The organism is Trichlorobacter thiogenes (assembly GCF_900167465.1).
GTDB lineage: Bacteria > Desulfobacterota > Desulfuromonadia > Geobacterales > Pseudopelobacteraceae > Trichlorobacter > Trichlorobacter thiogenes.
In genome coordinates, this window is record NZ_FUWR01000006.1 from 1 (window position 1) to 15,369 (window position 15,369).

Annotated in this window: 14 protein-coding genes; 1 reads left to right on the forward strand and 13 read right to left on the reverse strand. The window is 52.3% G+C overall.

Translation table 11 applies throughout. The features are described from left to right. Positions 1–173 precede the first annotated feature (173 nt). The gene (locus tag B5D39_RS06705) at positions 174–1,043 is read left to right on the forward strand and encodes a chemotaxis protein CheX (RefSeq protein WP_078789696.1); all 870 of its coding nucleotides are present in this window, start codon (positions 174–176) and stop codon (positions 1,041–1,043) included. A gap of 48 nt (positions 1,044–1,091) precedes the next feature. Here B5D39_RS06705 and B5D39_RS06710 read toward each other — a convergent pair whose 3' ends face one another. The 13 genes from B5D39_RS06710 to B5D39_RS06770 all read right to left on the reverse strand — a co-directional run bounded on the left by B5D39_RS06710 (position 1,092) and on the right by B5D39_RS06770 (position 15,365). Continuing rightward, entirely contained in the window at positions 1,092–1,832 is a 741-nt protein-coding gene (locus B5D39_RS06710) for a tRNA1(Val) (adenine(37)-N6)-methyltransferase (protein WP_078789697.1), read from the reverse strand. After that, positions 1,816–4,224, reverse strand: coding sequence for a YfhO family protein (locus B5D39_RS06715; RefSeq protein ID WP_078789698.1), 2,409 nt, complete (start codon positions 4,222–4,224; stop codon positions 1,816–1,818). The genes B5D39_RS06710 and B5D39_RS06715 overlap by 17 nt, the downstream gene beginning before the upstream one ends. After that, the gene (locus B5D39_RS06720; protein ID WP_078789699.1) at positions 4,221–5,336 is read right to left on the reverse strand and encodes a glycosyltransferase family 4 protein; all 1,116 of its coding nucleotides are present in this window, start codon (positions 5,334–5,336) and stop codon (positions 4,221–4,223) included. Before B5D39_RS06720 ends, B5D39_RS06715 begins: the two co-directional genes overlap by 4 nt. Beyond that, positions 5,333–6,145 (reverse strand): glycosyltransferase family 2 protein, encoded by an 813-nt coding sequence (locus B5D39_RS06725; protein ID WP_139366699.1) that lies wholly within the window; start codon positions 6,143–6,145, stop codon positions 5,333–5,335. Before B5D39_RS06725 ends, B5D39_RS06720 begins: the two co-directional genes overlap by 4 nt. After that, positions 6,142–7,251, reverse strand: a complete 1,110-nt coding sequence (locus B5D39_RS06730; RefSeq protein ID WP_161947440.1) for a glycosyltransferase family 4 protein — start codon at positions 7,249–7,251, stop codon at positions 6,142–6,144. The genes B5D39_RS06725 and B5D39_RS06730 overlap by 4 nt, the downstream gene beginning before the upstream one ends. 62 nt (positions 7,252–7,313) lie before the next feature. Beyond that, entirely contained in the window at positions 7,314–8,288 is a 975-nt protein-coding gene (locus B5D39_RS06735; RefSeq protein ID WP_078789702.1) for a GDP-mannose 4,6-dehydratase, read from the reverse strand. After that, the gene (locus B5D39_RS06740) at positions 8,285–9,079 is read right to left on the reverse strand and encodes a class I SAM-dependent methyltransferase (RefSeq protein WP_161947441.1); all 795 of its coding nucleotides are present in this window, start codon (positions 9,077–9,079) and stop codon (positions 8,285–8,287) included. The genes B5D39_RS06735 and B5D39_RS06740 overlap by 4 nt, the downstream gene beginning before the upstream one ends. Further along, entirely contained in the window at positions 9,069–10,031 is a 963-nt protein-coding gene (locus B5D39_RS06745) for a glycosyltransferase (protein ID WP_078789704.1), read from the reverse strand. Before B5D39_RS06745 ends, B5D39_RS06740 begins: the two co-directional genes overlap by 11 nt. Positions 10,032–10,219: 188 nt before the next feature. Continuing rightward, on the reverse strand, positions 10,220–11,536 hold the full coding sequence (locus B5D39_RS06750; protein WP_078789705.1) for a flippase: 1,317 nt from the start codon (positions 11,534–11,536) through the stop codon (positions 10,220–10,222). Positions 11,537–11,620: 84 nt separating this feature from the next. Beyond that, positions 11,621–12,589: a GDP-L-fucose synthase family protein gene (locus B5D39_RS06755; RefSeq protein WP_078789706.1), complete on the reverse strand. Its 969-nt coding sequence runs from the start codon at positions 12,587–12,589 to the stop codon at positions 11,621–11,623. Further along, on the reverse strand, positions 12,589–13,206 hold the full coding sequence (locus tag B5D39_RS06760) for a winged helix-turn-helix transcriptional regulator (protein WP_161947442.1): 618 nt from the start codon (positions 13,204–13,206) through the stop codon (positions 12,589–12,591). Before B5D39_RS06760 ends, B5D39_RS06755 begins: the two co-directional genes overlap by 1 nt. Positions 13,207–13,231: 25 nt before the next feature. Continuing rightward, positions 13,232–14,422, reverse strand: coding sequence for a glycosyltransferase family 4 protein (locus B5D39_RS06765; protein ID WP_341865426.1), 1,191 nt, complete (start codon positions 14,420–14,422; stop codon positions 13,232–13,234). Then, positions 14,409–15,365, reverse strand: a complete 957-nt coding sequence (locus tag B5D39_RS06770; protein WP_078789708.1) for a glycosyltransferase family 2 protein — start codon at positions 15,363–15,365, stop codon at positions 14,409–14,411. Before B5D39_RS06770 ends, B5D39_RS06765 begins: the two co-directional genes overlap by 14 nt. Between the last annotated feature and the right edge of the window lie 4 nt (positions 15,366–15,369).

The following is a 15,369-nucleotide window of genomic DNA, read 5'->3' on the forward strand; positions in this document are numbered from 1 at the left end:
ATTTGTAGGCGGGATGCTCTATTTCGTTCACCAGGTAGCTGCTCAGACCATCTTCGGCAGGTCAGTTACCCATAAATTCTGCGGAAGAACCAAATGTTATTTCCAAGCCGTTTGAAACGGAAAACGTGCTGCGTATCCTGCGGGCGCTCTAACAGGGCTGGGGGGCTAAGCCAATGGCAGTAAAATTCTTTGGACAATTTTTAGTTGAGCAGGATGCGGTGACCGGCGAGTCACTGCTCCATGCCATAGAACTGCAGGAACGGACCAACTTGAAGCTGGGTGAAATGGCCGTCGCCATGGGGTTCATCACCCAGCAGGATATTGAAACCGCACACTCTGCCCAGTTATCAAAAGATATGAAACTGGGTGACCTGCTGGTTGACCTTGGCTTTCTTTCGCCAACCCAACTTGACGAGGTCATTTCTCACCAAAAGGCAACTCACCTCTACATTGGTGAAGCCCTGGTCAAGGTTGGTGCACTTACCCCGGAAAAGCTGGAGCAGTACCTAGAGGCGTTCAAGGCTGATCAGGCACCCTACGTTGCCAACCGTGTCGAATTACCAGCCTGGCTTTCAGAAAACGCTGCTGCTTGGGAAATGACAGTTGACCTGACCTACAAGATGATCACCAGGGTACTTGGCATGCAATTCCGTGCCGGTAAATTTACTGAAACCGACACCCTTTCCTGTAATCACATGATCGCAGCCATGGATTTAAGCGGCGACCTGACTGCCCGCTATCTGCTTTCAGTCTCAGCTGGTATCCAGAAAACAATCGCCAAGGCAATTCTTAAAGAAGATGATGTTGAGAATGAGGACGATGAAATCCTTGAAGACACCGTCATGGAGTTTGTGAACATCGTCTGCGGTAACGTTGTGGCAAAGGCATCACAGATGGGGGTTACCCTTGATATCAATCCCCCGGTTACGCTGCACCCTTCTGCCAGTGGGCTGGCCGTGCCTACCCACTACCGCTGTGTTGTTTTCCCGATTCATGTCGGCGACAACGAGACAATGGAAATGGCGCTGTTTATCAAACAATAAACCTGCACCGTACCAATGCACTAAAAAAGGCGCCCAACGGCGCCTTTTTTAGTTTCCGACAAGGATACGGCGTACCTCATCCGTGTACCTGTCCGGATCAGAGCGCACGATCAACGGTGGCATAATCTGCAGATCAGCGTTTTTTCTTCCCTTTGAAAGTTCAACCAGAAACACCTTGGCAGGTGCATCCGGCAGACCATGCACCATCCGCAACCGCACCGCCGCAAGCTTCTGGGCCACGGCCTCTACCATCAGTTCAACAAAACGATCAGCATGATAGACCAGACAGATACGCCCCGTTACCGGCTTGACCAGATACTTGGCTGCAGCAAGAAAATCAGCCAGTCCGGCCGTGGTCTCATGGCGGGCAGCCTGCCTGCCGGGGTGAGGATTCAACCGCCCCCTGCCCTGCTTACGATAGGGCGGATTACTGACCACCAGATCACAACTTGAAACCGGCAGATGCTGCCGGACACGCAGCACATCCTCATGCAACACCATCACCCGACCATCAAGGCCGTTAAGACGAACATTCTCTCGAGCAAGCGCCACAGCATCTGAATCCTGCTCAAAAGCAGTCACCCTGGCGTCAACTGCCATCCGAGCCAGTACCAGCGCCAGCACCCCACTGCCGGTACCCAGATCAACAATTGATGTTTCCTGGCTGGCATTGGCAAAGTCACACAACAGCAAAGGATCAAGGCTAAAGCGGTACCCCTGCCTTGGCTGCAACAACGTCAGACCAAACCGTTTCAACTCATCTCTGGTCAGATCAGGCTGGTCCGGCATTATCCCGTCTCCGCAGCCACCATTCCCGCAGCGCCACAACCCCAAACAGAGCAAAGGAACCCAAAGTCAGCCATTTACCTATCTTGAACGGCAATGGATCAAAACAGAACTCGACCGTATGCTTGCCTGGTGTCAGGTAGACCCCGCGCAGGATATGGTTGACCGGGACGATAGTGGATGGCTTGCTGTCTATTGTTGCCTTCCAGCCGTTATGGTATTTTTCGCCCACTACCAATAGGCTGTTGGCAGCAACCGTAGCTGACAAGCTCAGTCGTTCACCTTCATACCGTTCAAGCCGCACCTCTCCAGGTTTTGGGGCGGATGTCAATGCCAGTGGCGGAGCAGATTCAACCAGAGCAGTCCGGGATGGATCAAAAGACAGATCCTGCATCTGCTTGAGCCTCTGTAACTGGTCTGTCTCCACCTTGACCTGACTCACCAGCCAGGCCTTGGGAAGCACCTGCCGGTTCTCCAGCACCACCTCATTACCGCCCCTGAAAACAACCGGATAACGTTCGCCTAAATGCCCCTTGTTCTGTTCATATTGTTTTTCATCTGCCACCAGCCACCGCACATTCATAATATCCGGCAGGGCTGACTGCAATGAAAGGGCATCCAGGTACTCCTGCCAGCGCCGTTTCTGGACCGGCATAGAGGTAAACAGCACCGGTATTTTGTGCAGTGCATACTGTTCACTGCCTGAAGCAAGCGGAAGCACCCGATACTCCTTTGACATTGCGGCAAGATATTCAACCGCCGGAGAACGGTGATCGCGGCGGTTCGTCTGAGGCAGCGAGGTCGTCACCAGCATGGAACTGTTGATACGCCCAACATCAAACAAAAAGAGAATTAGTAGCAGATACGGCATCAACGCACGAAAACGATCACCTTTGACAGTCTGATAGATCAGTAGTGCATAGCCGGCCGAAAACATGATGGCAATCTTTGTTTCGTCAATCAGATTCACCCAGCGCTGGGTGGCCAGCTCTACACCCTGCTGATAGCGGGTCGGTTGCAGCAGCAGCTCTGACAATACTGCCAGCCACCCGGAAGACCAGACAAGCTCGCTGGTAAGTAGCCCCCCCAGCAGCAGAGGTAATGACACGACGGCAGCAAGATATCGCTGGACCACCGGCGTTTCAAGCAGTTCCTGCCTGCGCAGCAGGTCTATCCCGCGGGCAGCCATCAGACAGAAAGCAGCAAGCGGAACAAACAGGAACATCTTGGGCACCCGGAAACGATTCATCCCTGGGAAATAATCAAACAGCCAGTGATAGACGGGCGTATACTTGCCCATTGCAATCAAAAGACCAATCACGATGATTGCCGCACAAAACCAGGTCTGGCGATCGCGCAGCAACAGTAGCGGTAGCGGCAGCAGCAACCAGGGCAGCAGGCCAAGGTAGCTTGATGTCTGGGTAAAGACCATCCTGCCCCAGTAGTAGACCTCACCCTGCCTGGGCCGATCTCCGGCCTCCTGTCGGGAAAGACCGAACATCCCCGGTATCAGGTAGGTGGCAAGCTCCTCCGGCGGCATTGACCACTGCATCGCCTCTTCGCGATCCAGCCCCCCCTTGCCCTGGTTGGAACCGGACTGCACACCACGGTTGGTATCCTGCGACCAGGATTTAAGCGGCAGCAGGTCCATAGCCACTGACGAAAGGAAAAACAGCGGCACCAGCAGCGTCATCAGCAGCATCCGCATTCTGTTCCATCCAGCAGGCTGCGATAACTGCCGCCATTCAACAACAAGGTGAAACAGCCCGTACAGACCGATTGCAAGACAGGTGTAGTAAGCGATCTGCCAATGGGTATGAAAAAACTGGAGTGCCAGCACACAACCGGTGGCTAGGAACCAGACCAGCCGTTTTTCCTGGTAGCCCTTGGCAAGGCAGAAGAAGGCCCAGGGGGCAAAACTAATGGTGGCTATCTTCAGGACATGGCCGGCATTGATCAAGGTGGCTGTTTCAGGCGCCAGGGCAAAGATCAACCCGGCAGTCAGAGCTGCCAGCCGACTAGTCCCCACTGCCCTGCACCAGGCATAGATGCCGCTTGCGGCAACAAACAGGTACAGCAGTATAAACCAAGCCACAGCCACAGGCAGCGGCAGCAGTTTGTACAGCAGCCCCTGCCAGATTAGAAATTGATTGACCTGTCCCCCACCATCCAGCGTATTACCACCATTGCCGTAAATATCCCAGATCGCCTGCAGCTTAAAACTGAACAGCTCAGCAAACGGCTGCTGAGCAAGCCGCAGGGCAGACCAGTAGTACTCATTCAGAATATCCGGCGCACGGATCACCTGATCGGTAAACAAGATTGGCCGGAGGGACACAACCAGACAGAGCAGTATCCCGGCCATCACCGCAAAATCAGTGTTTCTCGCCTTCATTGCTCCCTCACCGCTGCCTGATAACTGCGGATTGTCTGGCGGGCCGCCTCATCCCACTCAAACAGACGCGCCCGTTCTCGGCCCCTATGACGTAGCTGCTCTGCTAGGGCATGATCCATCAGGATACGGGTCAGCGCTGCACTCACCTCGCTGCTGCTGGTATGATTAACCGTCAGGCCAGCATCGCCTACCACCTCGGGAATCGCTCCGGTATCTGACACCACCACAGGAACACCACAGGTCATCGCCTCAAGCGGAGGTCGCCCGAACCCCTCGCAGTGCGAAAGATAGGCAGCAACCGCAGCGCCGTCGTAGAGGTGGGGCAGCTCTTCATCCGGCACAAATCCGGTAAATATCGTCTCCCTCTCAACCCCGTGCCGGGCTATGGCCAGATCCAGCTTTTGAGTCATCCAGCCGCGCCTGCCAACGAATACCAGAGGGCGACCTGCCCGCAACTGCGGATCAAGGGCAGCGTAGGCAGCCACCAGGGTCGTCAGATTTTTGCGGGGCTGAATCGTGCCCACATACAGGATATAACCGTTTTGCAGGCCGTAGCGCCTGCGAATCCGCTCCCCCTCTGCCGGATCACGCGGCAGCCCCATCGTGCGATCTATCCCCTGCATGATCACGTCAATACGATCCGGCGACACCCTGAACCGCTCCATGATCCCCCTGCGGGCATACTCGGAGATGGTAATGATCCGGCTGCTCCTGCGGGCCGCCAGGGGGATATGCATCCGCCAGTAGCAGCGGGCCGCGAAGGTTTCAAACTGCGGAAAATCCAGAGGTATCAGATCATGCAGCGTCACCACCACCGGGCAGGGTGACAACACAGGAGCTGAGCTTTTAGGACAGTGCAGCAGATCGACCTTCTCTTTTTTGCAGAGGACAGGCAGCAGGAGATGTTCGCGCCGGAGCCTTGCCAGAGGCGATTTACCGGGTAATACCAGTTCCTGGGCAGCGGGGAAGCGCCCCAAATGGACCGGATCATTGTAGACCAGCAGATACTGATTGTCTGAATCAATCCGCAGGAGGGCATCCACCAACCCCAACAGGTAGGAGCGTGGCCCCCCTTGGGTGGAAAGTGTCGAGGCATCTATGGCAATCTTCATGACTGGTCACCGGAAAGAGGTCGAAATTTGGGGTGCAGGCGCATCAGGGAATACAGGCCGGTACGACGCAAAAACAGCTTGATGCTGCCTGCAGCAGCATAGCGCAAATACCAACCAGCTGCCTTCCAACGTAGATAGCCAGCAGCAACGGTTATCTGGAACAGCTCCCTGCGTACGGCAAGAAAATGGCTGTCACTGGCACCGCCGTACCGCATCCGGGCCAGGATACGGGGCAGATAGCAGAAGCGGCACCCGGCACGATAATAGCGCAGCACCAGCTCGTAATCCATGGTCAGTCGAAGCGCAACATCAAATCCGCCCAGTTCTTGATACCGCGCTGCCTTGACAAAGACCGTTGGGTGATTGAGCGGCATCTCACGCCAGATCGTTTCAGCCACCGGTCCCGGCACCATCCTGAAGAGCGGCTGATCCCCTTCCAGGCGCAGCATGTCGCCATGCACCAGATCACAGTCTGGATTGGCCTGAAACTGGTCATGCACAGCCGCCAGTGCCCCTGTCTCATACAGGTCATCGGAATTGATGATGCCGATCACCTCGCCCCGTGCCAGCGCAACACCTTTGTTAAAGGCATCGGCAATGCCCTGGTCAGGCTCGGAAACCCAGCGGATACGATTATCTGCTGCGGCATAGCGCTTGATGATGTCAAGCGTTGTATCAGTAGAACCGCCATCGATCAGCAGGTATTCGAGCGTTACCCCCTGCTGGTTCAAAACGCTGGTGATGGTTGACTCCAGATGAGCAGCACTGTTCATGGTCGGCGTTATGATCGAAAAAGTCACCGACGTCACCGTAGCAATCTCCCTGCCGTTTCATACACCTGCACTGTTTTTCGCGCTGTTTCTTCCCAGGTAAACAGCTTTGCCCGCTGTATCCCCCGCTCAGCCATGGCCTGCAATCCGGCATCGTCATACCAGAGCTGGCTGATCTTGTCGGCCAGTTCTTCAGGATCACGGGGGTTAAACAAGACTCCAGCATCCCCGGCAACCTCGGGAAGTGAGCTGCTTTCTGCGCAGATAATCGGACAGCCACAGGCCATCGCCTCCACCAGCGGAATACCGAATCCCTCAAAAAATGAAGGAAAAACAAGTATTCGTGCCAGGTTATAGAGTAAGGGGAGCTCATCGGCAGGCAGATAGCCGAGCAGCTTGACCCGATTGGCAAGCCCAAGCTGCTGAATCTCTGCAACAACGGTCTCCTGGGATTGCATGGCAATGCCAGTCAGCAACAGCTCACCGTCAAATCCGTGTTGTTCCATAAGAATGGCAAGGGCCTTCAGAAGATTCCGGTGGTTCTTATGGGGCCAGGTAGCGGCAGGATAGTACAAAAAAGGGCGTTCAAGCCCGTACTTGTGCCTGATTTGCTGTAAACTGTCCTGATCATCAACTACCTGGTACCGGGGGGCATAACCGGTATGAATCACCTGAATCTTCTCAGAGGAAATGCCGTACCGTTCCACCAGACAATCCTTGGTAAAACCGGCACTGACGATAATCTGCACAGCCTCCTCAGCCGAAGCACGGTAGTTCCGTTTCCGGCGCAGCAGCTCCAGTTGATCAAAAAACTCGGGGAAAAACTCATGCTGCATATCCCAAAAGGTAAGCACAGCCGGTATACCGGTGCCCAGAGGAGTCAAAACGGTAAAGGGATGGTGGATAAGGTCCACTCCCAGCCCCTTCATGCTCCGCTTCAAAATATCAGTTTTGAATAATGTGCGGCCAACGCCACGCAACCACCAGTTAAACGAGGGACGCGCATAGTTCAGATGGCGGATGCAAAAACGTTCATGGTCAGTTGGCAGTTCAGCAGCATACTGTTGATCACAAAAGATGGTATAGTCATGTTCAGAATCAAGGCATTGGAGCACCTGCAGCAGGTTACGAAGGTAGGTTTCCATCCCACCCATCCGGCCAGGTACAAAGCTTATGGCGTTTAACCCTATATGCACGTTAACCAGCCTTATCCCTGATGATGAAGCGCCAACTCTGCCGTCACCATCTCCGCTATGATTTCTGAAAGGCAGGCAGTGCGCTTCCACCCTAAAACAGATTCAATTTTGTGCGGGTTACCGCAAAGGCGCACTTTTTCTGTTGGCCGGAAAAACTGCGGATCAACCTGCACATGGTCCTGATAGTCAAGGCCGAGGGAGGTAAATACCAGTTCTACAAATTCTCTGACCGAATGGGTTTCTCCCGTGGCCACAACGTAATCATCGGGGGTATCCGCCTGCAACATAAGCCACATCGCCTGCACATAATCAGGCGCATAGCCCCAGTCCCGATGGGCATCAAGGTTTCCAAGTGCAACTGTTTTCTGAAGGCCAAGTTTTATCTTTACGGCTGACGACACAATTTTTCGTGTCACAAATTCATAACCTCGACGGGGAGATTCGTGGTTGTAGAGGATACCGGCACAGCTGAAAAGCCCGTATTGTTCTCGGTAGTTTTTAAGCAGGTGGTAACTGGCCATCTTGGATATGCCATAAATGGAGCGAGGGTTGAACGGCGTAGTTTCGTCCTGCGGAGCAGCAACAACCGAACCAAACAGTTCGCTGCTACCGGCAAAATAGATCCGGCAATCAGGCGCAAACTCCCGTAAGGCTGCCAGCAGATAGTGGGTGTTATTGACATTATTGTTCAGGATCGAGATTTCATCTTCAAAGGAATAACTGACAAAACTTGAGGCGGCCAGATGGTAACACTCAGCAGGTTCAATAGTCCGCACGACCTTTATTAAAGAAAGTACGTTATCCAATGAAGCTACATGCAGATGTATACGATCAAGCAGATGGCTGATATTTTTGAGTTTATGCTCGCTATCCTCAATGGCAATCCGGCGAACAACGCCATGCACCTCATATCCTTTTGACAGCAACAGTTCTGCCAGATAGGACCCGTCTTGTCCGGCGATTCCAGTAATAAGAGCTTTTTTCAAACATTCCTCCTGTCAAGCGTTAATCCTGTTGCCCGTGTAAAATCTGCCTGCAAAAGAGAGGGTCTCCCAAGCCAGGGTGCCAGCAACCGAGCGACTTTATGACGTGCAAGAAAACCAAATAACAGCTGCGAGTGTTGTTGTGTTGAGAACAGATGCATGCCAGAACCATTTGTATAAAATCTCCGCCCGAAACGCTCCGCAATCAGTTCAAGGGAACGTCGGGTATAGAAGGTAATATGCTGACCATGTTCCAGACCGTAATACCACCACTCTTGCGGTTTTGGAGCCGGTTCAGGCAACAGCAGGGTCGTGCAGAGAATGTTTTCTGAAAGGCTGAACATCCGGTCAAACTCCTGCACTGGCGATTCCAGGTGCTCCAGCATTTCAAAAGCCGTCACCAGCTCAAACGGCCCATCACCTGCAGTTGACTGACTAAACTGGCTGGCAAACAGGTTCGTGCAGTAGGGATCATGCCAATAAAAATCAAACCCTGCATCTCGCATCAATCTAACCAGCAAGCCGTATCCGCCAGCACAATCAAGAAACCGGCCTGCAGGGTTAAAAAACAGACGGATCAGCACCCTCACTATCCGGGAAAGATCCAGGTTACGGGCAACCAGCCCCAGATCAGAGACTGTTATGGCCTGACTGTAAGCCTCATGCAGCCAATGCGGGTTCTCAATGGCAAGAGTGCCACATTTTGGACAACGGACAAAAACGGCTTTATGGCGAGCCAGTACCGTGGCCTCTCCAAACAGAACGGTAGCCGAATCGCAGACACTACACAGCATGTACTGTTTCCTCAAGGGCCTGTCGAAACAAGCGGGAATAACATTCCGGCGCATACTGCTGTTCAACAATCATGACGGCACGACGAGACTGTTCCGCCAACTGCTGTGCCGTTTGGCGAGAGAGCTCCACCACCATATGCTCAATTGTCTCAATCCGGCAATCGGGCAAGAGCGTGGCATGATCAGCCTCAAATCCACACGCCCTGCTTACCACTGGGACCAGGCCAACCGACATGGCCGCCGTGACACTGCCGGACATACCTTCCGCACAGGAAGGGAGCAGCATCCATGCACAACTGTTTGCAATGTCACAAAAATGGCTTGAGGTAATATCAAGAAAACCAACCGAGTGAATATTAGGCGTATTGAAGAGCTCTGTACGGTACAGTTCGCAGAAATCCTGCTCGCCCTTGAAACTGCTACAGACATATAAGTGTAGTTCAGGATGGCGGGGAAACACCTCCAGCAACAGATCAAGCCCTTTATGGACCTGACCGCCACTGGCAAGAAACATAAAATTCCTGGATGATCGTTTTGTATCCTCTGGTGCCATTCCTGAAATCCCCGTATTGGGTAGCAGAAAGGTTCTGGGTAGGTGAAAATCATGATACGTGTCCAGGGTCTGCTGATTACCGATCAAACAGAAGGCGTCAAACTGTTCCAAGACCTCTGGCGGGAAAAGCTGAGCTTGACGCCGAGGTACAAGCCGGACCCCCCTTCTGGCAAAAAGATCATCCAGACGATCAGATTCTGCCCGGTTTGCAACCACCGGATTTGATCCGGTAATGTAGGCTATCTTCCGGCAGCCCTGATTCAGATACGGCAAGTAGGGACGATCTATACCGGGATGGATGTCAATCAGCAGATCATAGCCATATCTCAGGCTGGGCTTTGGATTGTCATAGTTAATAACATCAACGCAATAGCCCAGCGAATCAATAATTCGCGCCATTTCGCGGGCCTGCCACTGATTCTGATGCGCCGGATTCGGTTCTCCTCCATGTAAAAACGGGGCAACCACATAACAAAGAAGACAACGTCGTGTATGTGACGCACCACACACATTCTCGAGAGTACGACAACGCCCCAGACGATCAAAAAGTTTCCTGAAAAAACGGGTCACATGCATCCTTAACAATTTCAATCAACTATTTTAGTTTCCTTCAGAACTTCTCGCTTACTCAATCTTAGAATTGCAGGGAGGAGCAAAATGGCGTTTGTCTGCATCCTGAAAATATGCCTGGTTTGCTGACTAAGAAGGTTTATCGCATAACTAGCAATAAAAAGTGCAAGCAGGGTTGCATACGCGGCTCCAACTGCACCATATCGTGGAATCAACATGAAATTAAGTATAATGTTTACCAACGCTCCCAATGATGTTGAGTAGAGTGATAAACGGGTAATATTTTCTACAGTTACCCAATACTCACGCACATGGCCGACCATAACAAAAATTCCAGACATGACATAAACCGATAAAACGGTTGCAGCACCTGCATAGGCCTTTCCGTATAGCAGCGTTATCACGGTGTTTGCAAAAAGGCACAAAGGTAGGGCAAAAAGCCAGGAAGAAACTGCCATGCTGTCAAAAAGGCGTTGTAGATAGTTGTTGTAAGCACTGGAATCAATATTTTTAGCGGCAATAATTCCAGGGTAAAGTGACTGCAGTAACATGGTAGGAAACACGTACCAAAACTCTGCAATTTTTGCTGCGGCAGAGTAGATACCTACTGATCCATCTCCTGTCATTTGTCCAAGCATAACCTGATCAATACGTGTATAAATCATCATCATAAGACCTGCAAAAATGAGAGGAAAACTGTCCCTCAAAAGCATCTTGGCCCACGCAAGGCTAAAATGGAGTTTAAATAACTCACCTGTTGTTCTGTGGTACATAAACAAAAAGCCCATTGCAGCCAGGACTATCTCAAAAAATGCTGCCCAAGCAAAGGCTGACAGCGGTGCCCCTGTTACAACCAGCACTATTTTTACAAAAAAAATAAGAACAAAACCTGGCAAATTAGCCCAAAAACTGTTTTTTGACTGGAGCTGTGAAAGAAACCAGAAATCAAACACTTCAAAGGCCTGAAAAATCATTCCCGACGATACAATGACAATAAGATATAGTGAAAAAGTGTCTCCGGGTCTTAAGAAGTGTATTGCTGTTACAGCCAGGAGCACAACGGAAAGACCACCAACAACTTTCAAGAGTAAGGCAGTACCAAGAATCTCATTACGAGACTCAGGGTATTTGACCAGATCACGGGTTACTATGCCAAACAAACCAAGATTAGCAACTGCCAGAAACAGTGAAACAAAGGCTGTTGCGTAACTTAGCAAACCAAATTTATCAGGCCCGAGATATCTCATTATCCAAATATTGAGACAAAAGACTGCACCCTGTCTGAATATTTTGTCAAAAAGCATCCAACCGGTATTTCTAATTACTTTTCGCAAGGGCGTACGCCTTCCAGACGACTCCTTAGAACACAGAAAAAATGTGCAAAGCACGACTTCCTCATAAAAATCACGAAACTTTATTCAAGAAGCTACTTTGTTCTTTACAAACCACCTGTACGCATCCCGTACACCATCCTCAAACTCTATGCGATGTTTCCAACCCAAGGCATGCAGACGGGAGGAGTCGGCCAGTTTACGGGGTGTGCCGTCTGGTTTCTCCGTATCGAAGATCAAATCACCGTTAAAGCCGACAACCTGCTGCACCATCTGGGCAAGGCCGGCGATACTGATTTCCTGTCCGGACCCGACGTTGATCAAGGCTGGTGCATCAGAATACGTCAGAAGATTTTCGTACCGTTTCTCATCAAGCAGCATCAGAAATAGCGAGGCGTCAGCCAGGTCATCCACATGCATGAACTCACGTAACGGGGTACCGGTACCCCAGACAGTGACATTGGGAGAGCCTGATTGCTTCGCCTCATGAAACTTGCGCAGCAGGGCTGGCAGGACATGGGAGCCGGTCAGGTCATAGTTATCACCAGGTCCGTAAAGGTTATTGGGCATGGCTGCCAGAAAGCGGGTACCGTACTGTTGGTTGTAAGAGCGGCACTGAACAATACCGGCAATCTTGGCGATGGCGTAGGCATCGTTGCTTGGCTCCAGTGGTGAGGTCAGCAGGTCAGTCTCACTAATCGGCTGGGGGGCAAACTTGGGATAAATGCAGGTGCTTCCCAGAAACAGCAGCCGCTTGACACTATTTTTCCATGCCTCATGAATCACATTGGTCTGGATCATCAGGTTGTCATAGAGGAATTCTGCTTTACGGGTGCTGTTAGCGATAATCCCGCCGACCCGCGCTGCGGCCAGAAAGACATAGTCAGGTTTTTCCTGTTCAAAGAACGCCGCAACAGCAGACTGATTACGCAGATCCAGTTCAGAGGAGGTCTTTAGCACCAGGTTGTGGTAGCCTGCCTGTTCCAGCTTCCTGACAATGGCAGAACCAACCATACCCCGGTGGCCAGCCACAAATATTTTTGCACCGTGTTCCATTATCTGTTCTCCAAAAATACAACCGGGACCTTGATTGACATCGGATCAGTTCCAAGATCCAACAGGGCGTGATAGAGCAGATCAGCCCGATTGCGGGAGCTGATCAACACCTTGTACATACCGCTTAACATGGCACGGGCCAGAGACACAACTTCTCGCCCCATAAATAATTCATCAGTGGCATCCGTATCCATAACCAATGCTACCTCAATACCAACCTCATGCAGTGCCAACCAGGCCAACTCAGCACAGCCGTCTATACCGCACAGGGCAACCCGCTCTACCCCTTCATCTTTAAACTGCCTGCACAACTGCCGATACTCTTGTAATACAACCGGAATAATTCGATCCAGGTAGCGACTGTGCAGAAATGCAAGTCGTCGCAACTCTGCAGTCCCTTTGGCTGTGATATGATAGGTACAACGGTTGCTGGACAGCTCCTTAACCCGGACCCACCCTTTGGCAGATGCCGTTTTGAGGTAGTTATTGACCAGCCCCAGGGCGCTATCCAGTCTGCGGGCCAGTTCCCGCTGAGAATAGACCGTGCCCTGCTCTAACTCACAGAGCAGACGAAACAGGGTGTAGTCATCAAGTGAAGAGAGCTTTGTCTTGTTCATGGCCTGAACCGTACCCCAGGACAGATTATTTTTCAACTGCCAGCAGCTGTTTGTAGACCATTTCCAACTCTTTTACCCGCACTTCCCAGGCAAGTTGTTCAACAGCCCGTGTACGCAACCGCTTACCCCGCTGCCGTAACGCCTCTCGATCACTCAGGGCACTGGACAGACAACGGGCAAGATCAACCACATCACCAAAGGCAGCATAGATGCCATCATCCCCCAGCAGCTCCCAGTTGACCGGCGCATCAAAGGCCACCACCGGCAGACCGCAGGCCATGTAGTTTAACAGTTTACCATTGGCTTCGGTGTCTGAGATTTTGGGGGAAACGGCCAAATCTGCTGCTGCCAAAAGTTGCGGGGCTTCGGCATAGTCAACCCGGCCGGTAAAGCTGACAAAGCTATTCATATTAAGCTCATCCACCAACTGACGGTACTCCTGCTCCGGGTAGCCCATCAGCAACAGATGGAAGTTCCTGCCTTGCTGGATCATCAACCGCGCTGCGTGAATCAGCAGATCAACCCCTTGGTACTGATTGAACAGGCCCAGATAGACGATCAGCGGCACCTGATCATCAAGTCCCAGACGCTCGCGTGCTGCAGTGCGGGGAAAATATCGGAAGACCGTTGTATCAACACCGTCTGGCAGGGCAACCACCTGATCTAAAGGCACCTGCCAAAACTTGACCAACTCTTGTCTGCCCGGTGTTGAACTGGTGATGATCAGATCCGCCAAACGGTTAATGCGCCCTTCAGTCCAACGGAACAGACGATGTAACAGGGAACCGGTGCCAAAAAATCCGTGGTTGAGAGATTCACCACTCAAGCTGCCCTGATAATCAAACAGCAGCGGTATCCTGCGTAGTCTGGCAACCAACCAGCCGATCAGCACCCCTTCGTGGAGATGGGCATGAATAAGATCCGGCTTAAATTGGCGGGCAACCCGCAGGGAGGTGCAGAGCAACAACAGGTCCAGGTAGGGCTTATGCCACGAGGGACCAGCCTCATGCTTGCTGTACCAAGGGATAGGCAGTGTACGCTCAACCGGTACCGGCTCCAGATCACGCCCCAGGTGATAACTGACGATCTTCACCTGATGCCCCAACGCCATCAACGCCTTGGCCTCTTCGTAGATCCTGACATGACAGCCACGATCCGAAAAATACGGTGTGGGAGCGATCATCAGGATACGCAACGGTTTCTCAGGCATGTTCATCAGGATCGTTCAGCCGTTCCTTTACAGAGTAGATCGGCTTGCCCTGGGATTCGTAGTAGGTGCGGGCATTCAGTTCTCCCAGCAGACCAAGAGTGATGAACTGAACCCCCATGAACATCAGGAAGGCGGTCAGGATCAGCAGCGGATTACGGTTCATACTGGTATTGGCAAACAGCTTCATATAGACCATGGCACCACCGCTGCCGCAGGCCAGCAACATGGAGTAGATGCCCCACTTACCGAACAGCTGAATCGGTTTGGTGGCGTAGGAGAGCAGGAACTTGACGGTCAGCAGATCAAGCACCACCCGCACCGTGCGGGAGATGCCATATTTACTGGTGCCATGCAGTCGCGGATGATGGCGCACCGGCAGCTCTGCCACCCTGGCACCGATCCGCGAGGCAAGGGCAGGCACAAAACGGTGCATCTCACCGTACAGGCCGATCCCCTCCAGTACCTCACGGCGGTAGGCCTTGAGGGTACAACCGTAATCATGCAGGTGGACATCAGTCAGGCGGGAGATCAGGCCGTTGGCGATCATGGAGGGCAGTTTCCGGTTAATAAAGGTATCCTGGCGATCCTTACGCCAGCCAGAGACCACATCGTAACCCTCCTTGATCTTCTCCAGCAGCAGCGGAATATCAGCGGGATCATTCTGCAGATCACCATCCATCGGCACGATCACCGCACCACGGGCAGCCTCAAAACCGGCTGCCATGGCTGCTGTCTGGCCAAAGTTACGGCGGAAACGGATTACCCGCAGGCGTTGGTCAGTGGCAGCAAGCTCCTTGAGCAGGGGAAAAGAGTTATCACCGGAGCCATCATCAACACAGATAACTTCGTACTGCAGACCGGTTGGAGCAAGTGCCGCTGTTATGGCCTCATACAGCGGCCTGATATTATCTTCTTCAAAATAGATCGGGACAACAACACTCAGGTCCATCAAA

Excerpts from the sequence above, each read along its gene's own strand:
- B5D39_RS06745 (WP_078789704.1), bottom strand. The coding sequence starts at position 10,031 with ATGGCGCGAATTATTGATTCGCTGGGCTATTGCGTTGATGTTATTAAC.
- B5D39_RS06710 (WP_078789697.1), bottom strand. The coding sequence starts at position 1,832 with ATGCCGGACCAGCCTGATCTGACCAGAGATGAGTTGAAACGGTTTGGT.
- B5D39_RS06765 (WP_341865426.1), bottom strand. The coding sequence starts at position 14,422 with ATGAACATGCCTGAGAAACCGTTGCGTATCCTGATGATCGCTCCCACA.
- B5D39_RS06730 (WP_161947440.1), bottom strand. The coding sequence starts at position 7,251 with ATGGAAACCTACCTTCGTAACCTGCTGCAGGTGCTCCAATGCCTTGAT.
- B5D39_RS06705 (WP_078789696.1), top strand. The coding sequence starts at position 174 with ATGGCAGTAAAATTCTTTGGACAATTTTTAGTTGAGCAGGATGCGGTG.
- B5D39_RS06715 (WP_078789698.1), bottom strand. The coding sequence starts at position 4,224 with ATGAAGGCGAGAAACACTGATTTTGCGGTGATGGCCGGGATACTGCTC.
- B5D39_RS06760 (WP_161947442.1), bottom strand. The coding sequence starts at position 13,206 with ATGAACAAGACAAAGCTCTCTTCACTTGATGACTACACCCTGTTTCGT.
- B5D39_RS06755 (WP_078789706.1), bottom strand. The coding sequence starts at position 12,589 with ATGGAACACGGTGCAAAAATATTTGTGGCTGGCCACCGGGGTATGGTT.
- B5D39_RS06740 (WP_161947441.1), bottom strand. The coding sequence starts at position 9,079 with ATGCTGTGTAGTGTCTGCGATTCGGCTACCGTTCTGTTTGGAGAGGCC.
- B5D39_RS06770 (WP_078789708.1), bottom strand. The coding sequence starts at position 15,365 with ATGGACCTGAGTGTTGTTGTCCCGATCTATTTTGAAGAAGATAATATC.
- B5D39_RS06720 (WP_078789699.1), bottom strand. The coding sequence starts at position 5,336 with ATGAAGATTGCCATAGATGCCTCGACACTTTCCACCCAAGGGGGGCCA.